At 69.4% G+C, this 24456-nt stretch carries 22 protein-coding genes; 11 read left to right on the top strand and 11 right to left on the bottom strand.

Annotated elements, in window-relative coordinates:
• The 4 genes from ACE3TL_RS07380 to ACE3TL_RS07365 all read right to left on the bottom strand — a co-directional run.
• Nucleotides 1–2541, bottom strand: a 2541-nt coding sequence (locus ACE3TL_RS07380; protein WP_374578073.1) for an FtsX-like permease family protein, incomplete at its 3' end; no start/stop codon positions are given.
• Nucleotides 2534–3181: an ABC transporter ATP-binding protein gene (locus ACE3TL_RS07375; protein ID WP_374578072.1), complete on the bottom strand. Its 648-nt coding sequence runs from the start codon at nt 3179–3181 to the stop codon at nt 2534–2536. The genes ACE3TL_RS07375 and ACE3TL_RS07380, both read right to left, overlap by 8 nt.
• Before the next feature lie 39 nt (nt 3182–3220).
• Nucleotides 3221–4012 (bottom strand): thioesterase family protein, encoded by a 792-nt coding sequence (locus ACE3TL_RS07370; protein ID WP_374578071.1) that lies wholly within the window; start codon nt 4010–4012, stop codon nt 3221–3223.
• Between the two features lie 85 nt (nt 4013–4097).
• Nucleotides 4098–5069, bottom strand: coding sequence for a phosphoribosylaminoimidazolesuccinocarboxamide synthase (locus tag ACE3TL_RS07365; protein WP_374578070.1), 972 nt, complete (start codon nt 5067–5069; stop codon nt 4098–4100).
• Between the two features lie 124 nt (nt 5070–5193).
• Here ACE3TL_RS07365 and ACE3TL_RS07360 point away from each other — a divergent pair, with 124 nt between their 5' ends.
• On the top strand, nt 5194–5739 hold the full coding sequence (locus tag ACE3TL_RS07360) for a peroxiredoxin (protein ID WP_374578069.1): 546 nt from the start codon (nt 5194–5196) through the stop codon (nt 5737–5739).
• 6 nt (nt 5740–5745) lie between these two features.
• On the opposite strand, the gene ACE3TL_RS07355 is transcribed toward ACE3TL_RS07360, so the two are convergent.
• Entirely contained in the window at nt 5746–6246 is a 501-nt protein-coding gene (locus tag ACE3TL_RS07355; RefSeq protein ID WP_374578068.1) for a DUF2059 domain-containing protein, read from the bottom strand.
• A gap of 241 nt (nt 6247–6487) precedes the next feature.
• On the opposite strand from ACE3TL_RS07355, the gene rpsF reads away from it, so the two are divergent.
• The 5 genes from rpsF (at nt 6488) to ACE3TL_RS07330 (ending at nt 12027) form a co-directional block, all read left to right on the top strand.
• A complete protein-coding gene (rpsF, locus tag ACE3TL_RS07350; protein ID WP_374533866.1) occupies nt 6488–6850 on the top strand; it encodes a 30S ribosomal protein S6 in 363 nt (120 codons plus the stop codon).
• Nucleotides 6851–6867: 17 nt separating this feature from the next.
• Nucleotides 6868–7146, top strand: a complete 279-nt coding sequence (gene rpsR / locus ACE3TL_RS07345; RefSeq protein WP_374578067.1) for a 30S ribosomal protein S18 — start codon at nt 6868–6870, stop codon at nt 7144–7146.
• A gap of 13 nt (nt 7147–7159) precedes the next feature.
• A complete protein-coding gene (gene rplI, locus ACE3TL_RS07340) occupies nt 7160–7744 on the top strand; it encodes a 50S ribosomal protein L9 (protein ID WP_374578066.1) in 585 nt (194 codons plus the stop codon).
• A 248-nt stretch (nt 7745–7992) separates the two neighbouring features.
• The gene (locus tag ACE3TL_RS07335; protein WP_374578065.1) at nt 7993–10383 is read left to right on the top strand and encodes a TonB-dependent receptor plug domain-containing protein; all 2391 of its coding nucleotides are present in this window, start codon (nt 7993–7995) and stop codon (nt 10381–10383) included.
• Between the two features lie 156 nt (nt 10384–10539).
• Entirely contained in the window at nt 10540–12027 is a 1488-nt protein-coding gene (locus ACE3TL_RS07330; RefSeq protein WP_374578064.1) for a replicative DNA helicase, read from the top strand.
• A 43-nt stretch (nt 12028–12070) separates the two neighbouring features.
• Here ACE3TL_RS07330 and ACE3TL_RS07325 read toward each other — a convergent pair whose 3' ends face one another.
• Nucleotides 12071–13237, bottom strand: coding sequence for a Yip1 family protein (locus ACE3TL_RS07325; RefSeq protein ID WP_374578063.1), 1167 nt, complete (start codon nt 13235–13237; stop codon nt 12071–12073).
• 136 nt (nt 13238–13373) lie between these two features.
• Here ACE3TL_RS07325 and radA point away from each other — a divergent pair, with 136 nt between their 5' ends.
• Genes radA through ACE3TL_RS07300 form a run of 5 tightly spaced genes read left to right on the top strand, consistent with a single transcriptional unit; the run spans nt 13374 to nt 18642 of the window.
• Complete coding sequence (radA, locus tag ACE3TL_RS07320) at nt 13374–14738, top strand: DNA repair protein RadA (protein ID WP_374533860.1); 1365 nt, start codon at nt 13374–13376, stop codon at nt 14736–14738.
• 3 nt (nt 14739–14741) lie between these two features.
• The gene (locus tag ACE3TL_RS07315; RefSeq protein ID WP_374578062.1) at nt 14742–15362 is read left to right on the top strand and encodes a CvpA family protein; all 621 of its coding nucleotides are present in this window, start codon (nt 14742–14744) and stop codon (nt 15360–15362) included.
• Nucleotides 15359–16852 (top strand): amidophosphoribosyltransferase, encoded by a 1494-nt coding sequence (purF, locus tag ACE3TL_RS07310; protein WP_374578061.1) that lies wholly within the window; start codon nt 15359–15361, stop codon nt 16850–16852. The genes ACE3TL_RS07315 and purF overlap by 4 nt, the downstream gene beginning before the upstream one ends.
• Nucleotides 16853–16907: 55 nt before the next feature.
• Nucleotides 16908–17900 carry a bile acid:sodium symporter family protein gene (locus ACE3TL_RS07305; RefSeq protein ID WP_374578060.1) on the top strand — a complete coding sequence of 331 codons (993 nt, stop codon included), beginning with the start codon at nt 16908–16910 and terminating at the stop codon, nt 17898–17900.
• Nucleotides 17893–18642: an SDR family NAD(P)-dependent oxidoreductase gene (locus ACE3TL_RS07300; protein ID WP_374578059.1), complete on the top strand. Its 750-nt coding sequence runs from the start codon at nt 17893–17895 to the stop codon at nt 18640–18642. The genes ACE3TL_RS07305 and ACE3TL_RS07300 overlap by 8 nt, the downstream gene beginning before the upstream one ends.
• On the opposite strand, the gene der is transcribed toward ACE3TL_RS07300, so the two are convergent.
• From der to ACE3TL_RS07275, 5 genes are all read right to left on the bottom strand, one after another.
• On the bottom strand, nt 18596–20224 hold the full coding sequence (der, locus tag ACE3TL_RS07295; RefSeq protein ID WP_374578058.1) for a ribosome biogenesis GTPase Der: 1629 nt from the start codon (nt 20222–20224) through the stop codon (nt 18596–18598). The two genes, ACE3TL_RS07300 and der, sit on opposite strands and share 47 nt — an antisense overlap.
• Before the next feature lie 20 nt (nt 20225–20244).
• Entirely contained in the window at nt 20245–21636 is a 1392-nt protein-coding gene (locus ACE3TL_RS07290; RefSeq protein WP_374578057.1) for a PQQ-binding-like beta-propeller repeat protein, read from the bottom strand.
• Complete coding sequence (locus ACE3TL_RS07285) at nt 21633–22394, bottom strand: tetratricopeptide repeat protein (protein WP_374578056.1); 762 nt, start codon at nt 22392–22394, stop codon at nt 21633–21635. The genes ACE3TL_RS07290 and ACE3TL_RS07285 overlap by 4 nt, the downstream gene beginning before the upstream one ends.
• Before the next feature lie 96 nt (nt 22395–22490).
• The gene (locus ACE3TL_RS07280) at nt 22491–23171 is read right to left on the bottom strand and encodes a TetR/AcrR family transcriptional regulator (protein WP_374578055.1); all 681 of its coding nucleotides are present in this window, start codon (nt 23169–23171) and stop codon (nt 22491–22493) included.
• Entirely contained in the window at nt 23168–24427 is a 1260-nt protein-coding gene (locus ACE3TL_RS07275) for a dicarboxylate/amino acid:cation symporter (protein ID WP_374578054.1), read from the bottom strand. Before ACE3TL_RS07275 ends, ACE3TL_RS07280 begins: the two co-directional genes overlap by 4 nt.
• Nucleotides 24428–24456: the final 29 nt, after the last annotated feature.

The following is a 24456-nucleotide window of genomic DNA, read 5'->3' as shown; positions in this document are numbered from 1 at the left end:
CCAATCCTCCCGCACCGCGCGCACCGCATCCTGCGACAGCGCGCGCCGCCCGGCCAGCATCGCGGTTCCGGCCGAGGCGGCCACCAGCGCCCCGGTCACCAGGGCCAGCAACGCCCAGGGCAGCTTCGTCTCCATCGTCCAGTGGAACGACTGGGGATTGACCACGTGGATCAGCACCTGGCTCATCACCAGGCCGAGCCCCACGCCGGCGAGAGCCCCGACCGCGCCCAGCAGCGCGCCCTCCGTCGACAGCATCAGCATGATCTGACGGCGGGTGACGCCGACATGCCGCAGCATCCCGAACTCCTTGGTCCGCGCCAGGGTCTGGGCAGAGACGGTGGCGGCGACGCCCGCCAGCCCCACCAGCACCGCGATCGCCTCCAGCCCGTAGGTGACGGCGAAGCTGCGGTCGAACAAACGCAGCGCCTGGGCCTTGATGGACTGCGGTTCGGCGATCTCGACCCGCCGCGCCAGATCGGGCGGCAGGCGCGCGGTCAAGGCGTCCTTGGCCTCCCGCCGGGAGACGCCGGGCCTCAGCAGCACCGAAGCCTCGCTGCGGGTCGCATCGCCCGTCAGGCGCGTATAGTCCTCGCTGTCCAGCGTGACCGCGCCATGTTGGCGGGCATAGTCGCGCCAGACCCCGGTCACGAAGAAACACGGGCCCCCGTCCTGCGGCCCGATGGGCAGCGCGATCCGATCTCCCGGCTTCCAGCCATAGACCCACGCCGCCGGCTCGGAGACATAGACCGGGATCGTCCCGGTCGGCGCGGAGACCTCCCGCCCGATGATCGGCGGAGCGCCGGCGCCGAGCCCGCCTTCCGGCCGCGCCATCAGGGCCAGGGGCGGCCGGTCCGCCGACATCTGCAATGTCGTGGTGCGCAGGAAGCCGATGGAGGCCACGCCCGGCGTCGCGCTCAACCGCGCCTGATCCTGCGGGGTGAAGCCTCCGCCCGCCTCGACCCGCAGATAGAGATCGGCCGGCAGCACCTGGTTCAGCCAGTCCTCGACCGAGCCGCGGAAGCTGGTCACCATCACCGCCATCGCCACCATCAGGCTGGTGCTGGCCACCACGCCGCAGAGCGCGACGGCGGCCTGGGACGGCGCGCCCCACAGCCGTTGGACGGCGAGGCCTATTGCGGGGTTCACCGCGCCGCGCCGGGCGATGAGCGACAGCAACTCCCGCGCCAGCCGCGGCATCGCCGCCACCCCGCCCGCCAGCAGCAGGGCCATCGAGCCGTAGCCCAACAGCGGCATGCCTGCGAGCGGCGGCGCGAAGGCCGCCGCTGCGCCGAGCGCGAGCAGCAGCAGGGCCGGCCATATCCTGGGAACCTCGGCCGGATCGATCGCATCGCCCAGGTTCTTCAGCGCCACGGCCGGCTGCGCGCGCGCCGCGCTCCGCGCCGGGACCAGGGTTCCGGCCAGCGATGTCAGCACGCCGAGCGCCAGGAAGGTCAGGGCCGCGCCCGGCGCCAGGACCACCTGCGGCCGCGTATCGCCGAAATAGCCGCCGCCGAGGTCTCCGCCCAGGACGTGCAGCACACCGGCCGCCAGGGCGAAGCCCAGCCCCACGCCGAGGACGCCGCCGGCCAGGCCGACCGCCGCGCCCTCCCCCAGGACCTGGGCCAACAAGGCCCGGCGACGCATCCCCAGCACCCGCAGCAAGGCGAACTGCGGGCGCCGCCGCGCGACCGACAGGGATTGGGCCGAATAGACGAGGAAGCCGCCGGTCAGCAGCGCCATCAGCGCCAGCATGTCGAGGTTCACGCGATAGGCCCGGCTCAGGCTGTCGCTGCGATAGGCCTGGTCCTGCCTGGTCGAGACCTGGGCGTCGGGCGGCAGGATGCGGGTCAGGGCCTCTCGCACGCGGCCTTCATCGGCGCCCGGCGCCAGGCGCAGGTCCAGCCGCTGCAACCGGCCCAGCCGCCCGAGCCGCCATTGCGCGGCGGCGATGTCGAGCACCGCGACCTTGCGCCCCTCTTCCACTCCCGGCAGCACGCCAGCGATGCGGAAAGACGCAGTGCGGCCGCCGGCCGTCAGGGCGATGAGTTCGCCCGACCTGCGCCCCTCCAGCGCCGCCGGCGACAGAAAGATCGTTTCCTCGTCGAGCACCGCGGTGGGGGTCGGCGCGCCGCCGGCCTCGGTGCTCAAGGGCCGCGCCAGCAGCCGCGGCGTGACCTGCGCGGCGCGAAAGACATCCAGGCCGAGAACCGTGACCGTCTCGCCCGGACGGCCGGTCGCCGCCTCGACCTCCACCACCGGACTCGCCGCCTCGACGCCCTCGGTTCGCGCCACCCGCGGATAAAGCTCTTCGTCGAAGCCGAACGCCGTCGCCGAGCGGATTTGTAGTTCGGCCTCGCCGTTGACGGCGCTGACCGCCTTGGAAAACTCGCTCAGCGCCGAACTGTTGACCACATGGACGGCCAAGCCCAGCGCGACCCCGATGGCGATGGCCGCAGCGGCCAGGGCCACCCGCCAGGGATGCGCCCGCCATTCTCCCAGGACCATCCATCGCGCAGCAAGGGCGGCCCCGTCGCTACGCATGCGCCGCCGCCAGGCCCTCGCGGCCCAGCACCATCATTCGATCGGCCGCCGCCGCGGCGACCTCCGAATGCGTCACCAGCACCGCCGCCGCGCCGGAACTGCGAATCTGCTCGGAAAGGACCTCCAGCACCCGCGCCGCGGTTTCCGGGTCGAGATTGCCGGTCGGTTCGTCGGCGAGGATCAGCGCCGGCCGGTGGACCAGGGCGCGGGCGATGGCCACCCGCTGCATCTCGCCGCCCGACAACTGCTTGGGATAGTCGCCGCCGCGCCCGCCCAGCCCCACCGTCGCCAGCATGGCCTCCGCGCGCTCCAGCGCCTCGCCCTGCCTCACGCCTTGGAGTGCAAGCGGCAAGGCGACGTTCTGGGCCAGCGACAGGTGCGGCAGCACGTGGAACGCCTGGAACACGAACCCGATCGCATCGCGCCTCAACCGGGTGCGCGCATCCTCGTCCAACCCGGCGAGATCCTGGCCCCCGATGCGGACGGCGCCCGCATCGGCCTCGTCCAGGCCGGCGATGAGGTTCAGCAGCGTCGACTTGCCGACCCCGGATTCGCCCATGACCGCCACGAACTCGCCGGCCTCGACCGTGAAGTCCAATCCCCTGAACAGCACCCGCCCGCCCGGAACGGACTTGGCCAAGCTGGCAAGTTGCAGGGCGGGAGGCATGGGCGGCGCGGATCAGTCCTTGCGAGGCGGCGGGGGTGGCGGACGCTTCTGCGAAAGGGCGACGCAACTTGCGATCCCGATCGGCCCCCGCTCGTCATAGAGCCTCGCCTCGCCCACGGCCACGCCCTCGTCGGCGCCGTGATAGGTCGTCTCGAACCCGATCCACTCGGCGGCGGGCAGGCGGTGCAGATAGAGGGTCACGTCGCTGTTGATATAGCCCAGGCCCTGATCGCCGACATGGGCGATGGGACTGACGAAGTCCGCCGCCACAGCCACCCGCTGGAACGGCGTCAGCGGCGATCCGTCCACGATCTCGCGCACCTCGCTCATCCAGGTCCGGCGCTGTTCGGCCAGGCCGAAGCCGCCGGAGATGTTGCGCATCGCCCACATGCCGCTCATGCCGCTGCGCTCGTCGGGCTCGATCTCCTGCGGCGCGGGGACATCCCAGGGCTGCGGACGCCACACCTGGCCGGGAGGAACGTCCCCGCGCCGAAGGAACTGGCAGGTCGCCCGCGCCATGCTCACCCCGCCGGAAATGAACTCGGCGTCCGCCACGCGGATGCGGCCGCCCTCGCGCACCATGCGCGTGGTGACCTCGACCGGCTCGAAGCCGGGCAGCCGGTACATGTCGACGGTCAGGCGGGCCGGAATAAAGGCCGGATCGCCGTGCCGCTCCTCCAGCACCTGGCCCAGCAGGCCGATAATGACCCTGCCGTGCAGTGAATTGGGGTTCCAGGGGCCGCGGCCCGCAGGCGTGGGAATGTAATGGTCGCCGTCGCGGCGGAAGAATGGTTCGTTTGACATGGCGCGGGACCATGCCGGATTCCATCACGCCGGCCTAGCGGCGTGTTTCTGCAAGGCCTGGCGCCAAACCTGACGATAGAAACGCCTAAAAGAAGCGCGCCAGGTTCCGCCGGACCCGTTCGATCACCGGCTCGTCGCCATCCTCGATGGCGAACGCCTGGCCGGTGATGGTCTCATAGGCCTGGATATAGACCGCCGCCGTATCGACAAGCATCTGCGCCGGAATCTCCGGGATCGGGTCCTTGTAGGGATCGCAGCGTTCGCCCACCCAGGCGCGGACGAAGTCCTTGTCGAAGCTCTCGGGCCGTTGGCCGGCGGCGAACCGTTCGGGATAGCTCTGGGCGAACCAGTAGCGGCTGGAATCTGGCGTATGGATCTCGTCGGCCAGCACGATCTGGCCCTCGGCGTCGGTCCCGAACTCGTACTTGGTGTCGACCAGGATCAGGCCCCGCTCGGCGGCGAGTTCCTGGCCACGGGCGAACAGCGCCAGGGCGTATTTCGACAGGGTTTCCCACTGGTCGGCGCTCAGCAGGCCCTGGTCCACGATCTGGCGGGGCGTCAGGGGTTCGTCGTGCCCGCCATCGAACGCCTTGGACGTCGGAGTGATGATCGGATGCGGCAGTTTCTGGTTGTCGGTCATGCCGTCCGGCAGGCTGTGGCCGTACATCTCGCGCTGGCCCTTCTTGTAGAGGGTCAGGATAGAGGTCCCCGTCGTGCCGGCCAGATAGTCGCGCACCACGATCTCGACCGGCAGGATGTCGAGCCGCCGGCCGACCACCACGTTCGGATCGGGATATTCCAGGACATGATTGGGGCAGATGCCGGCCGTGCGCTCGAACCAGTAGCGCGCCGTCTGGGTCAGCACCTGGCCCTTGAACGGAATCGCCGCCAGGATGCGGTCGAAGGCGCTGATCCGGTCGCTGGCGATGATGATCCGCCGTCCGTCCGGCAGGTCGTAATTGTCCCGCACCTTGCCGTAGTAGGGGTTCGGCAATTCGGGGATGATCGCATCGCGCAAAACGCGATGGGCGTTTCGCGTCAGGGCCGCCTTGTCCATTGAGAGTTCCGCATGGAGACCTAAAGACGGTTCTCTAACCTATTCCGCCGCCCAGACCAGCCCCAGGTCCGAGACAAGCCCGCCCATCGCGCCTATATTCGGCAGGTTTCCCGGAGGAACCTGCATGCGCCGTCTCGCCCTCGCCGCCGCCCTCGCGACGCTCGCCGCCACCCCCGCCCTGGCGGCCCTGAAGGAAGGCGCCAAGGCCCCCGACTTCACCGCCCCCGGCTTCCAGGCCGGCAAGGCGATGACCTTTTCGATGAGCGAGGCCCGCAAGAAGGGACCGGTGGTCCTCTATTTCTTCCCGGCCGCGGAAACCGCCGGCTGCAATCTCGAGGCCCGCCTGTTCGCCGAATCGATCGACCAGTTCAAGGCTCAGGGCGCGACGGTGATCGGCGTGACCGCCGGCAATCTCGACAAGCTGGCCTCCTTCTCGGCCGACACCGAGAAGTGCTCGGGCAAGTTTCCGGTCGCCGCCGACCCGGGCGCCAAGATCGCCGCGACCTATGACGCCAGCCTGGCCGTGAAGCCCGGCTGGTCGAGCCGCACCTCCTATGTGGTCGCGCCGACCGGCGAGATCATCCACGCCTATTCGGACATGAAGGCCAACGAGCACGTGAGCGAGACGCTGGGCGCGGTGAAGGCCTGGCGCGCCAAGCATCCCAGATAGCAGCGCCTACTTGGCCTGCGCGCCCGGCGGGCAACCGCCGTCCTTGCAAAGCCGTTCGAGGAGTTGCTGCTGCATCTGCGGCGCAAGTTCGCGCATGATCGGCGCCATCTTGGCCGTGAGCAGCGGGGCCTTCTCGACGAAGGCCCGCCCGCTGGGGCCCTCGTAGAAGGCCACGACGTCCTCCAACTCCTTCTCGGTGAAGGTCTCGGCCAGGATCGGCGCCATTCGCGCCGAGAGGGCCAGGACCATGTCCCGGGTGGTTTCGCGCATGATCGCCATGAACTCCGCGCGCTTGGCCTCCGGCAGCTTGTCGACGCCCGTTCCCATCATCGCCGGCAGCAGCGCGTCGGTCGTGGCGCCGACCGTCTTTTCCATCTGCATGGCCGCGACATAGCGTTGCGCCAGCTCCAGTTGGCGGGCCGTGGGCGGTGTCTGGGCGCTCGCCGCCCCCACGACCAGCAGAGCCGCGGCCCCAACCAGAATTCCGTTCGCCATTCGCTTCAGCATGCGTCATGCCTCCGATTGCGGTCTGCACCTCCAACCTGCACCGTCACGGCGCAAGCCGGCAATGGCGGAAAAGCCTTGCCCTGCAAGCGCTTTTCCCGTACTAGCGCGCCTCTTCACGGAAGGCGGTCTTGGGCCGGAACGCGAAAGGATCGGGAAACACCCGGTCGCCGCGCCTCAAGAGCCATCGTTTCCGGCGCTCCCCGGCGCTGGACGCGCCGCCCTCCCAACGGGAAAAGGAACCATGGCGCTCTACGAGCACGTTGTCATTTCGCGGCAGGACATCTCGCCGCAACAGGCCGAAGCCCTCAACGACCAAATCAAGGCTCTGATCGAAGAAGGCGGCGGCGCCGTCGCGAAGATCGAGTACTGGGGCCTTCGCAACCTCACCTACCGCATCAAGAAGAACCGCAAGGGCCACTACTCCCTGCTCGCCATCGACGCCCCGCCGGCGGCGGTGAAGGAGATGGAGCGCCAGCTTTCGCTGAACGAAGACGTGCTGCGCACCCTGACCGTTCGCGTCGACGAGCTGGACCTCGAGCTCTCGCCGATTCTCGCCCGCCGCGATCGCGAACGCGAACCGCGCCGCGACGACTTCCAATCCTGAGAAAGGGAGGGATCACCATGACTGACGAAACCTCCGCCGCCCCGGCCGCCGCTGCTGCTCCGGCCGCCGGCGCCCGCCGTCCGTTCTTCCGCCGCCGCAAGGTTTGCCCGTTCTCGGGCGCCAACGCGCCGAAGATCGACTACAAGGACGTGAAGCTGCTGCAGCGCTACGTCTCCGAGCGCGGCAAGATCGTGCCCTCGCGCATCACCGCGGTGTCGGCCAAGAAGCAACGCGAACTGGCCAAGGCCATCAAGCGCGCCCGCTTCCTCGCCCTCCTGCCCTACGTCGTGAAGTAAGGGGGACAGGCACATGAAAGTTGTTCTGCTCGAACGCGTCGAAGGCCGTGGCGGCCTGGGCGACGTGGTCACCGTCAAGGACGGCTACGCCCGCAACTACCTCCTGCCCCGCCAGAAGGCCCTGCGCGCCACCGCCGCCAACCTGAAGATCTTCGACGCCCAGCGCGCCGAGATCGAAGCCCGCAACCAGAAGGCCAAGGACGCCGCCGGCAAGGCCGGCGAAGCCCTTGATGGTTCGTCCTACATCCTGATCCGTCAGGCGGGCGAGACCGGCCAGCTCTACGGTTCGGTGTCTGGCCGCGACGTGGCCGACATGGTCAACGCCGAAGGCGGCAAGATCGACCGCTCGATGGTCGTTCTGGACAAGCCGATCAAGACCCTCGGCGTCCATCCGGTGAAGGTGCGCCTGCACGCCGAAGTGACCATCACCGTCAACATCAACATCGCCCGCAGCGCGGACGAGGCCGAGCGCCAGGCGCGCGGTGAGAACGTCATCGCCTCGCAGTTCGAGGAAGACCGTCTCGCCGACGAGCAAGCCGCCCAGGACATGCTGGAAGGCGGCGCGGGCCAACAGGAAGGCGACTTCGGCGAGCACTGATCGCCAGTCGATTCCAGACTGTTTCGGAGCGGCGCGGACCTTCGGGTCTGCGCCGTTTTCGTTTGCGCGGCCCTGGCGAGATCACCCCGCTGCGGGTGCCTGCGCCCCAAGCTGTGGCCGATTTTCAGCGCCACCGTGACAAATATGTCATTTCAACTATGCGCGGCCGTTCCTAGTCTACCGCCAGGGCCACAAACCACATTCCCGCCTCTCACGGGAACAACTGGGGATAACCAATGAAATATAGCGTGCTTCTACTCGCCGCCTCTTCGGCTGCGAGTCTCATGGCCGGCTCGGCCTATGCTCAATCGGGCTCCGAGGTCGAAGAACTCGTCGTCACCGGCACCCGCACCGAAGGCCGCTCGCGCCTCGAGACCCTGGCGCCCGTCGACGTGATCTCCACCCAGGCGCTGCAGCAGCGCGGCACCACCGAACTCGCCACCGCCCTGGCGACCTCGGTCCCGTCGATCACCTTCCCGCGCCCGTCCAACACCGACGGCACCGACGCCATCCGCCCGGCCACCCTGCGCGGCCAGGGCCCCGACCAGACCCTGGTGCTGGTCAACGGCACGCGCCGTCACGCCACCGCCCTCGTCAACACCAACGGCTCGGTCGGCCGCGGCTCGGCTGCCGTGGACCTGAACGCCATCCCCTCGACCGCCATCGACCGCATCGAAGTGCTGCGCGACGGCGCCTCGGCGCAGTACGGCTCCGACGCCATCGCCGGCGTCATCAACATGCGCCTGCGTGAAGCGGCCAGCGGCGGCGGCCTGTCGGTCACCTACGGCTCCTACGTCACCAGCTTCGACGGCTATTACGGCGGCGGCCACGACATCACCGACGGCGCGACCACCACGGTCTCCGGCTGGCAGGGCCTGCCCCTGCTCGGCGACGGCTTCCTGACGCTGTCGGCCGAATACCGCTCGCGCGAGCACACCAACCGCAGCGACATCGACAAGCGCGTCACCCCGAACCGCATCACCTCGCGCTTCGGCGACGCCGACGTCGACGACGTCGCCTTCTACGCCAACGCCGGCAAGCCGCTGGGCGAGAACTGGGACCTCTACGGCTGGTACGGCTATCAGCATCGCGACGCCTCCAGCTCGGCGACCTTCCGCCTGCCGACCGACGCCCAGCAGAATATCCCCTCGGTCTATCCGAACGGCTACCTGCCCTACCTCACCACCGACACCGAGGACACCAGCGCCGGCGTCGGCCTGCGCGGCGAGATCGCCGGCTTCAAGGCCGACGTGAACCTGGTCTACGGCAAGAACGACATCGACTTCGGCGTCCAGAACACGATCAACCCGTCCTATGGCGCCTCTTCCCCGACCTCGTTCCAGGCCGGCGGCCTGACCTATGACCAACTGGTGTTCGGCGCCGACTTCAGCCGCGAGTTCGACATCGGCCTCGCCGGCCCGCTGAACGTCGCCTTCGGCCTCGAAGCGCGCAAGGAAACCTACAAGATCAACCAGGGCGAGGTCGCTTCCTACGCCCGCGGCCCGATCTCGGGCGTCTCCTTCGGCTCGCGCGGCTTCACCGGCTTCACCCCCTCCAACGAGGTGGACGTGGATCGCGACGCGGTCGGCGTCTATGTGGACCTGGAAGGCAAGGTCACCGAGCGGCTGACCCTGTCGGCGGCCGTCCGCTACGAGGACTATTCGGACTTCGGCGACACCACCACCGGCAAGCTGGCCGCCCGATACGAAGTCACCCCGGACTTCGCCATCCGCGGCGCGATCTCCAGCGGCTTCCGCGCCCCGGCGCTGCAGCAGCAATACTTCACCTCGACCTCGATCCTCTACATCGACAACGTCCCGTTCGAGACCGGCACCTATCCGGCGACCAGCCCGGTCGCTCGCGCCCTGGGCGCCGAACCGCTCAAGGCTGAAACCTCGAACAACTACGCGCTGGGCTTCGTCTTCCATCGCGGCGCGTTCGAACTGACCGTCGACGGCTACAAGATCGACGTGAAGGATCGCATCGTCCTGTCGGAGACCCTGACCGGCAGCCCGACCGCGGCGCCCGGCACCAACGCCCGCACCATCTATGACCTGCTGGCGCCTTACGGCGCGACGGCGGCCCGCTTCTTCATCAACGGCGTCGACACCGAGACCGTCGGCGTCGACGTGGTGGCGCGCTACCGCATCGTCGACGACCAGGCCGGCACCTTCGACCTGACAGCGGCCGGCAACTACAACGACGTCGAGGTGACCAAGACTCCGATCACCAAGACCTCGATCCTGCCGACCCCGACCTCGCTCTTCGCGCGTCAGGCCACCATGCGCTTCGAAGACGGCACGCCGAAGCACAAGCTGACCCTGCAAGGCGACTGGAACCGCGAAGCCTGGGGCGCCACCGTGCGCACCACCTTCTACGGCGATGTCCTCTCGCCGGGCACGGCGGCCGACGGCAGCTCCGACAACCGCACGGGCGCCCGCGGCCTGGTGGACCTCGAAGCTCGCTACACCTTCCCGATCGGCCTGACGGCCTCGGTCGGCGCCGACAACGTCTTCGACGTCTATCCGCGCCAGATCATCCCGTCGCAGAACACGACCTCGGCGGCGCCGTTCTCGTCGTTCTCGCCGTTCGGGTTCAACGGCCGCTTCGTCTACGGCCGCCTGGCCATGAAGTGGTAGGCTGACCGCTACTCACGACCGGAACTGACGCGGCGCGGGGCCATAGGGTCCCGCGCCGCTGTCGTTTCGGCTTTCCGTCCACAGGCGCCGAATCTTCCTGTGGGCGGGATGTCTCGGCGCGTACCGGGACGGCCGCGGTTAGGTATCTGTAAACCCATGGCCATTGTCCCAGCCCTCGACCTCCGTCCCGCTCAGAACGACGCCGCCATCCCGCATGCGCCGGCGAATATCGAGGCCGAACAGGCCCTGCTGGGCGCGCTGCTCTACGACAACGCCGCCTTCGAGCGGATCGGCGACTTCCTTCAGGCCCGTCACTTCTACGAGCCGTTTCACCAGCGCCTGTTCACCGCCATCGAGACCGCGGTCCGCAAGGGTCAGCTCGCCGAACCCATCCTGCTGGCCGAGCAGTTCAACCGCGATCCGGCCTTCGAGGAACTCGGCGGCATCCGCTATCTCGCCGACCTGGTCGACCGCGCGCCGCCGGCCGCCAACGCGCCGGACTATACCCGCGCCATCTACGACCTGGCCCTTCGCCGCGACCTGATCCGCATCGGTGGCGAGATCTCGCTGACCGCCCAGCAGGGCGATGGCGACCGCTCGGCCCGCGACCAGATCGAGTCCGCCGAGGCCCAGCTCTTCGCCCTGGCCGAGAGCGGCGGAAACAACCAGGGCTTCGTGCCCTTTTCCGAAGCCGTGCACGGCGCCGTCACCCTGGCGGCCGAGGCTCACGCCCGCGACGGCGGCCTGGCCGGCGTCTCCACCGGCCTGATCGACCTGGACCGGAAGCTCGGCGGCCTGCACCCGTCCGACCTCGTCATCCTCGCTGCGCGCCCATCAATGGGTAAGACCTCGCTGGCCTGTAACGTCGCCTTCGACATCGCCCGGAACTACGCCTGGGAGCCGCAGCCCGACGGCAGCCGCAAGACCGTCCGCGGCGGGGTGGTGGCGTTCTTCTCGCTCGAAATGTCCGCCGACCAGCTCGCCATGCGCCTGCTCGCCGAGGTCTCGGGCGTTTCAGGCGACCGGCTGCGCAAGGGCGAGATCGATGCGGTGGAGTTCGGCCGCATCCGCGACGCGGCGCTGGAGATCCAGGATGCGCCGCTGTTCATCGACGCCACCGGCGGCATCACCATCGCCAAGCTGGCGGCCCGCGCCCGTCGCCTGAAGCGCACGCACGGCCTCGACCTGATCGTCATCGACTACCTCCAACTCGTCACCGGCGGCGACGGCAAGAGCGACAACCGGGTGCAGGAGGTCTCGATGATCACCCAGTCGATGAAGGCGCTGGCCAAGGAACTGGCCGTTCCCGTCATCGCGCTCTCGCAGCTCTCGCGCCAGGTCGAAAGCCGCGAGGACAAGCGGCCGCAACTGTCCGACCTGCGGGAATCCGGCTCGATCGAGCAGGACGCCGACATGGTGATGTTCATCTACCGCGAGAGCTATTACCTCGGCCGCTCCGAGCCGCGCGAAGGCACGCCCGAGCACCTGACCTGGCAGGAGGAGATGGACAAGGTGCGCGGCACCGCCGACATCATCATCGCCAAGCAGCGCCACGGTCCCATCGGCACGGTCAAGCTGTCCTTCAACGAGGACATCACCAAGTTCGGCAACCTGGCGCGCGACGGCTATTACGATCCGCACTGACCGCCCGCCGCGCAGGCGGCGGCGAGCGGCGGCGGTTCGGCCTCTAGCCCTTGACCAACGCTTCCAGCCGCGCAGGGGTGATGGCCGCGGTCGCCGCCTTCAGGTCGTCCATGCTCGCGCCCTCGCCCTCGGCCGCGACCATGAAACGCTCGCCGACCAGGACGCTGTACTGTCCGCGTTTGGCCTCGCGGTCGTAGGATTCCTGGGTCATCCGCCCGTCGACCTTGCCGATCTTCTCGTACTTGCCGTCGCTCTCGCTGGAGGATTGGACGTTGAAGGCGTTGACCAGCCCGGCCAGCGCGCCGGCCGCGCCCAGATCCGTCACGGTCAGGCGAATTCGGCCCTCTCCCTTGGTGTAGACGCCCTCGGCCTGCGACCCGTTCACGCCCCCGGCGCCGCCCGAGCTGGTCGTCAGCTCGGTGCGGTCATAGCCGGCGACAGCGGCCGGCAGGAACGTCTTGAGCACGTCGGGCGCGATCGCCTCGGGCGCCTTGCCGCTCTCGATCTGCTTGCTGATCGCCTCCAACCGCTTGGACTGGGCTTCAAGCTCGGACAGGTCCACCGACTTGCCGCCGACGCTGATCGTGCCCGCCGCCGGACCGCGGTCGGCCAAGCCGATGCGTTGCAGCGGGCTGGTCAATATGCCGACCAGCACGCCGATCACGATGGCCGCGACCACCACCGCGGCCGTATAGCCCGTCGCCTTGTCCTGCGGCGTCTTCATCAGGCGCGGCAGTCCCTTGTAGAGCAGGTAGAAGCTGTAGAGCCCCAGCACCATGAGGAAAATCAGCGGCGGGAAGATCAGGAAAATCCCGGCCACCCAGGCGGCGGTGCCCGAATAGGCCGCAACCTTCAGCGCCTGCAGCCTGTCCTTCTGGCCGCCGAAGGTCGGCGCCAGGGCGTCGATGATCAGGCTGAGCACATAGACCCCGACCAATCCCATCGCGAAATCGACGACCGCGGAGATCAGCGCGCCCTGGATCGACGGCTTGAAGGTCACGCCGAAGCCGCCATGGCCGAAGACCAGGCTTCCGATCAGGCCGGCCACCGGCGCGATCAGCGACAGGGGGATGATATAGCCCTTGAAGAGGCCGCCGACCGTCACCGGCTCGGCGGCGATCTGGTCCCATGTCGCCGACGGCTTCAGCAGTATCGACTTGACCCGATCCACCAGACCGCTCGTCGCCGCCCCCGGTTCCACCGTGCTCATCCAGATCTCCAGCCCTTTGAGAATCCATCCCGCCGTATCGACGATATGTGAATCTATCCCACGTTGATCGGCTGCGCCAATCTCCGCGCCGCGCCGGGCCTGCTAGACTGCGGCCTTCCACGAATCAGGAGCGAGCATGGCCCGCGACGGCGCCGTCTATGTCTGCCAGTCCTGCGGCGCGGTGCAGAGCAAGTGGGCGGGGCAATGCCCGGCCTGCAACGCCTGGAACACGCTGGTCGAAGAGGTGCAGGCCCGCCCGCCGGGCGCGCTGGCGCCCAGCCGCGCCTCGCGCGCCCGCGGCCTCAGCTTCCAGGGCCTGGAGGACGAGACCCCCGCCCCGCCGCGCCTCTCGACCGGCGTGGAGGAATTCGACCGCGTCTGCGGCGGCGGCGTGGTGCCCGGCTCGGCGATCCTGCTGGGGGGCGACCCCGGGGTCGGCAAGTCGACCCTGCTGCTGCAGGTCGCGGCCAATGCGGCGCGGCGCGGCGTCCGCTGCGCCTACATCTCCGGCGAGGAGGCGGTCGAGCAGGTGCGCGGCCGCGCCCAGCGCATGGGCCTGGCCGACGCGCCGGTGAAGCTGGCGGCCGAAACCTCGCTGCGCGACATCCTCGACAGCCTCAAGCGCGAGAAGTTCGACCTCGTCGTCATCGACTCCATCCAGACCATGTGGAGCGACGCGCACGAGGCCGCGCCCGGCTCCGTCACCCAGGTCCGCGCCGCGGCCGGCGAACTGGTGCGCCTGGCCAAAAAGCAGTCGGTAGCGATGATCCTGGTGGGCCACGTCACCAAGGACGGCGCCATCGCCGGCCCGCGCGTGGTCGAGCACATGGTCGACGCCGTCCTGACCTTCGAGGGCGAGCGCGGCTATCCCTTCCGCATCCTGCGCGGCGCGAAGAACCGCTTCGGCGCCACCGACGAGATCGGCGTGTTCGAGATGGGCGACGCCGGCCTGGCCGAGGTGCGCAACCCCTCGGCCCTGTTCCTCGACACCTCGGGCGAGCGGGCGGCCGGCGCGGCGGTCTTCGCCGGCATCGAGGGATCTCGGCCGGTGCTGGTCGAGTTCCAGGCCCTCGTCGCCCCCTCGGCCTACGGCACGCCGCGCCGGGCGGTGGTGGGCTGGGACTCCGGGCGCCTGGCCATGGTGCTGGCGGTGCTGGAGGCGCGCTGCGGCCTGGCGCTAGGCGACCGGGACGTCTATCTCAACGTCGCGGGCGGCCTGCGGGTCACCGAGCCGGCGGCGGACCTGGCCGCGGCGGCGGCCCTTGCCTCCTCGGCCCTCGATGTCGCCTTGCCCCAGGACTGCGTGGTGTTCGGGGAAATCAGCCTCTCGGGCGACATCCGGCCGGTCAGCCGTATGGAGTCGCGCATGAAGGAGGCGGCCAAGCTGGGCTTCCGGCGCGTGCTGGGGCCGCAGGACATCGACGGCTCGGTCCTGAAGCCCGCCGGCGTCGCCAGGCTGGCCGACGCCATAGGGCGCATCGGCGAGGCCCGGTGGGAGTAGGTCTTGCCCTGGTTCGACATCATCGTCCTGACCGTCCTGCTGACCTCGGCCGCCTTCGGCTTCTTCAGCGGCGCGACACGCGAGATGGTGCGCGCCCTGTCGTTCATCCTCGCCGCCATACTGGCGATCTACGGCCTGCGCTGGGTCGGTCCGATCGGACGCGGCCTGATCGACCCCGACTGGGCGGGAACCGCGCTCGCCGGCCTCGTTGTCTTCGTCCTTACCTATGCGACATTACGCATCACCGGCGGGGCCATGGCGCGCGGGGTGCAGGGCGCCCATGTGCTGGGCCTGCTCGACCGCTCCGTCGGGCTTGGATTTGGCCTGGTCCGCGCCCTGTTGATCCTCGGCGCGCTGATGCTGGCCTTCCAGGCCGCGACGCCTGCCGACCGGGTTCCCAAATGGATGACGGGTGCGGCGCTTTACCCCCTGACCAACGCCGCGGCCCAGTTGCTAAAGGCCTTCGCGCCCAAGGGTTTGGACATGGCTGGCAAGCTCACGCCGTCTATCGGCGAGGCGGTTCGTGAAGGTTCGGCGACGGACCGGGGTGACTCCGGCGACGCTCAAGGCTATGACCCGCGGCAAATACGCAGCCTCGACGATCTGGTGGAGAAATCCCGATGAATCTGGACCAGGATCGCTGGCGCCAGCCCACCTTCCGAGACCCTGACGACGACACCCCGCGTCTCGAGTGCGGGGTCTTCGGCGTCTACGATACGCCCGCCGCGGCGGCGGTCGCCGCCCTTGGTCTGCACGCCCTCCAGCATCGCGGTCAGGAAGCCTGCGGCATCGCCGTCTTCGACGGCCAGCGGTTCCATACCGAGCGCCATATGGGCCACGTCGGCGACGCCTTCGCCGGTCCCGACCTGGTCGAGCGCCTGCCCGGCCATTCGGCCATCGGCCACACCCGCTACTCCACCTCCGGCGGCAGCTTCATCCGCAACGTCCAGCCGATGTTCGCCGATCTGGAAGCCGGCGGCGTCGCCCTGGCCCACAATGGCAACCTCACCAACTTCCTGACCCTGCGCGACCAGCTCGTCGCCGAGGGCGCGATCTTCCAGTCAACCTCGGACTCCGAAGTGATCCTCCACCTGCTGGCCCGATCGCGGAAGGCCAGGTTCGTCGAGCGGTTCATCGAAGCCCTCTCCCGGATCGAAGGCGGCTACGCCCTCGTCGCCCTGACCAACAAGAAGCTGATCGGCGTGCGCGACCCGCTGGGCATCCGCCCGCTCGTGCTGGGCGACCTGGACGGCAAGCCGGTCCTGGCTTCGGAGACCTGCGCCCTCGACATGATCGGCGCCAGGTTCGTGCGCGACGTCGAGCATGGCGAGATGGTGGTCATCGACCATAAGGGCATCCGCAGCCTCAAGCCCTTCCCGGCCGAGCGCGCCCGCCCCTGCATCTTCGAGTACGTCTATTTCGCCCGGCCGGACTCGGTGGTGAACGGCCGTTCCGTCTATGACGTGCGCAAGCGTATGGGCCGCCGCCTGGCCCAGGAAAGCCATGTCCCGGTGGACGTGGTCGTGCCGGTGCCCGACTCCGGCGTTCCGGCGGCCCTTGGCTACGCCCAGGAAACCGGCGTGCCCTTCGAAATGGGCATCATCCGCAACCACTATGTCGGCCGCACCTTCATCCAGCCGACCCAGGGCGCACGTGAACTGGGCGTACGCATGAAACTCTCGCCGAACCGCAACGTCCTGGCCGGCAAGCGGGTGATGCTGATCGACGATTCCATCGTGCGCGGCACCAACTCCGTGCGCGTGGTCCGCATGGTTCGCGAGGCCGGCGCCAAGGAAGTGCATCTCCGCTCGGCCTCGCCGCCGATCAAGTGGCCGGACTACTACGGCATCGACATGCCCGACCGCGAGCATCTGCTGGCCGCCAACAAGTCGGTGGAGGAGATCGCCAAGATCCTGGAGGTCGACTCCATGGGCTACCTGTCGGTCGACGGCCTCTACGAGGCCATGCAGGCCGCGCCGCGCGACCCGGCCAACCCGCAGTTCACCGACCACTATTTCACCGGCGACTATCCCACCCGCCTCCTGGACCGGGAAATCGCCGAAGGACGGAACGACGGTTCGGACCGCCAGCTTTCGTTCCTGGTCGACGCGTGACGCCGGCCCTCAGGGCCTTTCCCCGAAAGGCTCTCCCCGAAAGCGTCGAGGCGTGATGGGCGCTCTCAAAGCCTGGCTCAAGGCGCTGGGCCTCGACTGGTACATCGCCGCCATCGTCGGCATGGTGGTTCTCGCCTCGGTGCTTCCGGCCCGCGGCGCGGCGGCGCCGATCGTCGGCGACCTGACCAAGGCCGGTATCGCGCTGGTCTTCTTCATCCACGGCGCCAAGCTCAGCCAGGAGGCGGTGGTCCGCGGGCTGCTGCACTGGCGGCTGCACGGCCTGGTGCTGGCGACCACCTTCATCTTCTGGCCGCTATTGGGCCTGGGCGCCGCGGCGCTTCCGGCCTGGCTCCTGCCGGCCGCCCTGGCCCCCGGCCTCGTCTACCTCGCCTGCCTGCCCTCGACGATCCAGTCCGCGATCGGCTTCACCGCCATCGGCCGCGGCAATGTCGCCGCCGCGGTCTGCGGCGCCTCGGTCTCGAACCTCTTGGGCATGGTTGCGACGCCCGTACTCGTCGGCCTGCTGCTAGGCGCGGAGGGAGCGCTGTCCTTCTCGTCCCTGCAGGCCATCCTGCTGCAACTGCTGGCGCCCTTCGTCGCCGGCCAGGTGCTGCGGCGCTGGATCGGAGACTGGGTCCAGAAGAACGCCAAGACCCTGGGCCTGGTCGACCGCGGCTCCATCCTGCTGGTGGTCTACAACGCCTTTTCCGGGGCGGTCACCGCCGGCATGTGGTCGAAGGTGTCGGCCTTCGACCTCGCCCGCATCGTCCTGATCTGCCTCGTCCTGCTGGCCCTTACGCTCGGCCTGATGATCTGGATCGCCCGGGTCCGCGGCTTCTCCAAGGAAGACGAGATCGCCATCGCCTTCGCCGGCTGCAACAAGAGCCTGGCGGCCGGCGTGCCCATGGCCGGCGTCCTGTTCCCCGCCGCCACGGTGGGGTTCGTGCTTTTGCCGGTGATGCTCTATCACCAGTTCCAATTGATGGTCTGCGCCGCCCTGGCGCAACGCTATGGCCGTCGCCCGCTTGAAGAGCCCGTTCATGACTGACTCCCTTCCCCTCGACGGCCGCATCGCCCTGGTGACCGGCGCCAGCCGCGGCATCGGCCGCGAATGCGCCCTGGCCCTCGCGCGCGCCGGGGCCCATGTGGTGGCGACCGCCCGCAACCAGGGCGCGCTGGAGGAGCTGGACGACGAGATCAAGACCGCGACCGGCAAGGCCGCGACGCTGGTCCCGCTCGACCTGGCGAATGGCGATGGAATCGACGCTCTGGGCCTAGCCATCCACCAGCGGTTCGGCCGCCTCGACGTCCTCGTCCACGCTGCGGCGATCCTCGGCGGCCTGACCCCGGTCTCGCACATCGACCCGCCGATCTGGGACAGGGTGCTCGCCGCCAACGCCACCGCCACCTACCGGCTGATCCGCTCCACCGAGCGGCTTCTGCGCGAATCGGCCTCCGGGCGCGGCATCTTCATCACCACCGGACGGGTGGAGCGCCCCAAGGCGTTCTGGGGGGCCTATGGCGCGTCCAAGGCGGCCATGGAGCACCTGGTCCGCACGTGGGCCGACGAGCTGGAGAACACCACCGTCCGCGCCGCCCTGATCGACCCGGGCGCCATGCGCACCAAGATGCGCGCCGAGGCCATGCCCGGCGAAGATCCCATGACCTTGCCGCATCCGTCGGAGATCGGCCCGCTGATCGTCGAACTGGCCCAGGCCGATCTCGGCCTGCCCAAGAGCAATATCAGCTTCGACGCGTGGAAGTCGGCCGGGACGCTCGCTTCGGCTTGACGCCCGGGCGGTTGAGCTTGGCGGCCCGGCCCTTCGGCGTCGGGCCGGCCCCGACCTTCGGCTTGCCCGGCGCGACCTGCCGGGTCTTCGGCTTGGCCTTGGGCTTGCCGGACTTTTCGACTGCTTCCGCAGCGCCGCCCGCCGCCTTGGCCCGCACCGCCGCCACGCCCTTGGGCGTCGCGACCTTCTTGCCGAGCTTGGGGGCGAAGGTCGGCGCGGACGACCTGGGCGCCGGCCCGCCCTTCTCCTCGCCCTCGGCATAGGGGTTCTTGTTCGACTTCACCGTCAGGCGCATCGGCACGCCGGGCAGGTCGAAGCTCTCGCGCAGCGAATTGATCAGATAGCGGCGATAGTGGTCGGGAAGTTGGTCGGCCCGGCTCGCGAACATCACGAAGGTCGGCGGCCGCGCCTTGGTCTGGGCCATGTACTTCGGCTTCACGCGCCGACCGTTGACCGCCGGCGGCGGATGCCGCTCCAGCGCCATCTGCAGCCAGTCGTTCAGGTCGCGGGTCTTGACCTTGGTCGACCAGTCGCCATGCACCTTGAACACCGCCGGCATCAACCGGTCCAGGTGCCGCCCGGTCTCGGCCGACAGCGCCACCACCGGCGAGCCGCGGAGCTGCGGCAGCAGCCGGCCGGCCTCCTCGGTGATCTCCTTCAGGGTCGCGCCCTGGTTCTCGATCAGGTCCCACTTGGTCAGGCAGTAGACGAGGCCCCGCCCCTCGCGCTCCACCAGGTCAGCGATCTGCAGGTCCTGGATCTCGAACGGATGGGTCGCGTCCATCACCAGGATCACCACCTCGGCGAAGGTGATTGCACGGATGGTGTCGCCGGTGGAGAGCTTCTCCAGCTTCTCCTGAACCTTGGCCTTGCGGCGCAGGCCGGCGGTGTCGACCAGCCGGACGGGCCGGCCCTCCCAGGTCCAGTCGACCGGAATGGCGTCGCGGGTGATGCCCGCCTCCGGCCCGGTCAGCAGCCGCTCCTCGCCGATCAGCTTGTTGACCAGGGTCGACTTGCCGGCGTTGGGGCGGCCGACGATGGCGATGCGGATCGGCTTGTCGCCCTTCTCGTCCTCTTCCTCGTCGATCTCGGGCCAGATGGCGAGCAGCGCCTGATAGAGATCGGCCATGCCCTCGCCGTGCTCGGCGGAGATGGCGATCGGCTCGCCGAGGCCGAGGCCGAAGGCCTCGTTCACGCCCGCCTCGGACGCCTTGCTCTCGGCCTTGTTGGCGGCCAGCACCACCGGCCGGTCGTGCTTGCGCAGCAGCTCGGCGAACACCTTGTCCATCGGGGTGACGCCTTCGCGGGCGTCGACCACGAACAGGGCGACGTCGGCCTCCTCGATGGCCGTCTCGGTCTGCTGGCGCATCCGCGCCTCAAGGCTGTCGTCGGTGACGTTCTCGAACCCGGCGGTGTCGATCAGCTCCAGGTCGATGTCGCCGATACGGCCGACCGCGAACTTGCGGTCGCGGGTGACGCCCGGCTGGTCGTCGACGATGGCGAGCTTCTTGCCCGCCAGCCGATTGAACAATGTCGATTTCCCGACATTGGGCCGACCGACGATGGCAAGACGCATGGGCATGGCTTTAGGTCCGCCCGAGCCTAGCGCAGAGCGATGAGTTGCGCCTCATCGGTGGCGACATAGATCGTCCCGTTGACGGCGATCGGCCCGATCAGGGCGGCCCCGCCCAGGTTCATGGTCTTCTCCACCGCGCCGGTCTTGGCGTTGAGCGTGACCAGTTCCCCGGTCGATCCGGCCAGGATCAGGCGGTTCGAAGCCAGCAGCGGGCTCGACCAGACCGGCCGGGTGCTGAAGTTCTTGCGGCCGACGCCCAGGAAACCGCCGCCCCTCTTCTCACGGTCCTTGCCCAGATCGGTGATCCAGTAGATCTGGCCGCTCTCGCGCGCGACGCAGATCACCTCGCCGGCCTTGGAGACCACATAGACCACGTCGCCAGCCGGCCACGGCGTCGTGATGCCGGTGACGGGCAGGCTCCAGCGCGCCTGGCCCGTGCGCAGGTCCGTCGCCGAGAACACGCCCGAATGGCTGACCGCGAAGACGTCGCCCTGATAGATCGCGGGGCGGCCGGGAATGTCGCGGATTTCCGACAGCGCGTTGTTGCGGTTGGCGCGGCTCAGCGCCTCGCTCCACAGGTCGTTGCCGTTGGAGGCGCGCAGCGCCACCAGTTCGCCCGACCCGAACGAGGCGACGACGGTGTCGCCGGACACCGCCGGGCTGGAGGCGGCCAGGATGCGCGCCGGCTCCGACAGCGCCTGATAGGTCCAGCCCTCGGCGCCGGTCCCCGCATCGAAGGTCAGGAGGACGTTGTCGACCGAAACGGCGAACACGCGCCCGGCGGCCACGGTCGGGGCCGCATGGATCGGCTGTTCGGTGACGGTGCGCCACTGCACCGCGCCGGTGTCGGCGTTCAGTTGCGCGGCGAAGCGGTAGCCAGACGTCACGTAGAGCTTGCCGTCCGCGAACGCCAGGCCGCCGCCGAACGCCTCCTTGTCGCGCCGCGACTGCGGGCGAAGGTCGGCCTTCCACACCTGCGAGCCCGACTGCGCGTCGAAGGCGGTGACGGTCGCCTCGCCGTCCATCACATAGATCTTGCCGTTGGCCGCCACCGGCGGCGCGGTCACATGCGCGCCGCGGCCCGAACCCTGGCCGAATCCGCGCTTCCAGGCGATCGACAGCGAGCCGCCAGCCTCGGGATGGCCGACCGCCTGCTCGGGCGTGCCGCCCGGCAACGGCCAGGCGGTCATCGGCTCGGGCGTGGGCAGGAAGAAGTCCGCGCCCTTCAGCGCTTCGGCGACTTCGAGCGTCTGGTCGGCCGCCACGATGGCGATGCGCTCGCCCTCCGAAGCGGTCTCCTGCGGACCATCGTCGCCCTTGTTGAACGGGTTCAAGCGACCGACCGTGGAGCAGCCGCTCACGGCCACGCTGGCCGCCACGAAGAGCGCGAAAAGGCGGGTACGGCGCATGGAGGTCATTGGGCTCCGGTAGCGGGCTGTTGCGGGGCCGCCGGCGGGGCGGCGCCGGGCGGAAGTTGGACCGGCGGCGGCAGGGCCAACGCCGCCTTCACCGCGCCCGGAATGGCCTTGGCCGAGCCGGAATCGATGAGGGCCTTGGCCGCCTCGGCGCGCTGGCGCGCGTCCTGCCCGGCGTCGGCCATCAGGCTGATGACCACGAAGTCGCTGCGCGCGCCGGCCAGGTCGCCGGCCATCAGCTTGGCGAACGCCAGCGCCTCGCGCGCCTCGGCCCGATACGGGCGGCCTTCTGCGGTCAGCGGGGTCAGGCGGGCCTCCAGGTCCTTGTACGGAGCCGTGTCCAGCAAGGCGAAGGCGGATTTGAGGCGGGCGACGTCGCCGATGATGTCGCTCGGCGCGGCCTCGGCCGCCTCGTCGAACAGCTTCACCGCCTCGGCCGGCTTGTTGTCGATCAGCTTCAGCCCGCCCAGGTGCTGCAGGGCCAGCGACTTGTAGGCCTTGGACTTGCCTTGCGCGACCTCGCCCCACAGACGGATCGCATCGTCCCGCTTGCCGCCGTTGAACGCCTCGATCGCCTGGGCGTACTTCTCGGAAGCTTCCGCCGCCGCCTGCGAGCGGAAGTGCTGGTAGCCCCACACGGCCAGGGCCGCGACCAGGGCGATGACCAGAATCCCGGCGAGCCAAGGCAGAATCCTGAAGGCGATCGACTTGTAGCGCTCGGAGCGAAGCTCCTCCTCGACTTCATCAAAGACATCGACCACGTCGGGGACTCCGCGCGAATAGGCGTTACGGTTCAGAGCGGCGGAACCTATAGCGCACCGCGCGCGCCTGCAACGCCGGAGCCGTCGCGCCGGCGTCTACATACGATGCTTCACGATGGCCTCGAAGCCTGCGGCGCAATAGTCGAATAGTCGCGTCCGCGCCGCCTCCAGGTCGTTCGAGCGGCACAGGCCTTCCGAAAGCTGGTCGATGCGGCCGGTTTCCGACAGGGCCAGCATCATCGAACCGGTCAGGAACTGGTAGCCCCAGTAGAGATCGCGCAGTTCGGCGTCCGGCAGCGCCCGTTGCAGGGTGTCGATGAACTGGTGCACCACCGGGTCGAAGAACCGGTGCATGGTCTCCCCGCCCCAGGCCGGCGTGTTGTTCACCAGGGCGACGAGGCGGAAATAGTTCTTCCATCCCGCCTCCCCGCGCAAGGCGCGTTCCACCAGCGGATCGATGAAGGCGGCGATCACGCCGCGGGCCGAGAGCGCGCCGGCGTTCGCAGCCTCGTAGGCCGACAGGGCGGCGCTGCGCTCGATGTTGAGGATTTCCGCCCGCCGCGCGAAGACCGCGTCGAACAGGCCGCGCTTGGAGTCGAAGTAGTAGTGGATGAGCGCGGTGTCGACGCCGGCCTCGGCGGCCACCTGCCGGGTGGTGACGCCATAGAAGCCATGGGCCGAAAACAGTTGCTCGGCGGCGTCCAGAATGGCGCGCCGCAGATCCAGCCCCTCGCCCTTTCGCCGCCGCCCCCTCGACGGCCCGGCCGCCTGCGTCATCGCTTGTCTCCTGCACCGCCGACCAGGCTGGCGACGGCCATGTCCGCCGTCACATTGCCGACCGTGCGGAAGATGTCGGGAATCGTCTCCACCGCCAGCAGGATCGGCAGCAGCTCCAGCGGAACGCCCATGATCAGGCAGATCGGCCCGGTGGTGGTGAAGAAGGTGATCTGGCCCGGCAGGCCCACCGAGGCCAGGCTGATGACCGCGGCCACCCCGACGCCGGCGGCCAGGAGAGCAACCCCGAGCGGCGTCCCGTAGACGTGGGCGCAATAGATGGCCACGCCCAGGTTCGCCGCCGGGCTGGTGATGCGAAACAGCGAGACCGCCAGCGGCAGCACCACCCCGACCACCGCCTCCGAGGCGCCGAGCGCCCGGGTTCCGGCGATCATGGCCGGCAGGGCGGCGATCGAGGACTGGGTCGAGAACGCGACCGCCTGGGCCGGGGCCGCGGCGCGCGCGAAGGCCAGCAACGGCGCGCCGGCCAACAAGGCGATCAGGTACGAGAGCAGCGCCACCGAAATGCAGACGCCCGACAGGATGAGGATGTAGTGGCCCAGCGCGCCGGCCGCCCCCAGCCCCGCCTTGGCGCCGACCACCAGGGCCAGGGCGAAGACTCCGACCGGCGCGGCCAGCAGCACCCATTGGACGAGGACCAGCATGGCGTCCATCACCGCCTGGAAGACCCCGACCAGGCTCGCCCGCAGCTCGGGCCGGATCTTCGTCGCCGCCAGGCCGAACAGCAGGGCGAAGACCACCAGGGGGGCCATGCTGGTCTCGGCCGCCGCCTGGATCGGATTGGTCGGGATGAAGGCCCGCAGCCAGGCCCCCATGGTCGGGAAATCGGGAACCTTCTGGGTCGCATGGCCGGCGGCCTCGCGCAGGCCGGCCGCCGCCGCGGCCGGCGCGGGCCAGAGTGACAGCACCCCGCTCACCGCCACCGCCGCGAACACCGCGCTCGCCGTCAGCAGCAGGGCGAAGAGCCCGAGCGCACGCGCCGCCACGCCGCCGGCTGCAGCAGTGCCCGCGGCCGCCGAAACGCCGACCACGAGCAACGAGAAGACCAGCGGCACGATGGTCATGCGCAAGGCGTCCAGCCACAGCCCGCCGACCGGCTCGGCGACCGCCAGAACGCGGTCCAGGACCGGCTGCCCGGCCAGCGCTGCGCCCACCGCCAGGCCGGCGGCCAGGCCGATCAGGATGCGCACGGTGTTCTGGGCGCCCGCCGCGCGGATCATGTCGAGAAGCTTCGCCATCGCGCGGACCCTAGAGCATTTTCCGCCCC

The sequence above is a fragment of the Phenylobacterium sp. genome (assembly GCF_041920015.1).
Classification (GTDB): Bacteria; Pseudomonadota; Alphaproteobacteria; order Caulobacterales; family Caulobacteraceae; genus Phenylobacterium.
Note: the sequence above shows the minus strand (reverse complement) of the source record. Positions and strands in the feature narration are given on the sequence as shown.

Coding starts and splice junctions, on each gene's coding strand:
- ACE3TL_RS07365 (WP_374578070.1), bottom strand. CDS start 5,069: ATGGACAAGGCGGCCCTGACGCGAAACGCCCATCGCGTTTTGCGCGAT.
- rplI (WP_374578066.1), top strand. CDS start 7,160: ATGAAAGTTGTTCTGCTCGAACGCGTCGAAGGCCGTGGCGGCCTGGGC.
- ACE3TL_RS07280 (WP_374578055.1), bottom strand. CDS start 23,171: ATGACGCAGGCGGCCGGGCCGTCGAGGGGGCGGCGGCGAAAGGGCGAG.
- ACE3TL_RS07370 (WP_374578071.1), bottom strand. CDS start 4,012: ATGTCAAACGAACCATTCTTCCGCCGCGACGGCGACCATTACATTCCC.
- radA (WP_374533860.1), top strand. CDS start 13,374: ATGGCCCGCGACGGCGCCGTCTATGTCTGCCAGTCCTGCGGCGCGGTG.
- ACE3TL_RS07325 (WP_374578063.1), bottom strand. CDS start 13,237: ATGAGCACGGTGGAACCGGGGGCGGCGACGAGCGGTCTGGTGGATCGG.
- purF (WP_374578061.1), top strand. CDS start 15,359: ATGAATCTGGACCAGGATCGCTGGCGCCAGCCCACCTTCCGAGACCCT.
- ACE3TL_RS07290 (WP_374578057.1), bottom strand. CDS start 21,636: ATGACCTCCATGCGCCGTACCCGCCTTTTCGCGCTCTTCGTGGCGGCC.
- ACE3TL_RS07305 (WP_374578060.1), top strand. CDS start 16,908: ATGGGCGCTCTCAAAGCCTGGCTCAAGGCGCTGGGCCTCGACTGGTAC.
- ACE3TL_RS07275 (WP_374578054.1), bottom strand. CDS start 24,427: ATGGCGAAGCTTCTCGACATGATCCGCGCGGCGGGCGCCCAGAACACC.
- ACE3TL_RS07360 (WP_374578069.1), top strand. CDS start 5,194: ATGCGCCGTCTCGCCCTCGCCGCCGCCCTCGCGACGCTCGCCGCCACC.
- ACE3TL_RS07300 (WP_374578059.1), top strand. CDS start 17,893: ATGACTGACTCCCTTCCCCTCGACGGCCGCATCGCCCTGGTGACCGGC.
- rpsR (WP_374578067.1), top strand. CDS start 6,868: ATGACTGACGAAACCTCCGCCGCCCCGGCCGCCGCTGCTGCTCCGGCC.
- ACE3TL_RS07355 (WP_374578068.1), bottom strand. CDS start 6,246: ATGCTGAAGCGAATGGCGAACGGAATTCTGGTTGGGGCCGCGGCTCTG.
- rpsF (WP_374533866.1), top strand. CDS start 6,488: ATGGCGCTCTACGAGCACGTTGTCATTTCGCGGCAGGACATCTCGCCG.
- der (WP_374578058.1), bottom strand. CDS start 20,224: ATGCCCATGCGTCTTGCCATCGTCGGTCGGCCCAATGTCGGGAAATCG.
- ACE3TL_RS07330 (WP_374578064.1), top strand. CDS start 10,540: ATGGCCATTGTCCCAGCCCTCGACCTCCGTCCCGCTCAGAACGACGCC.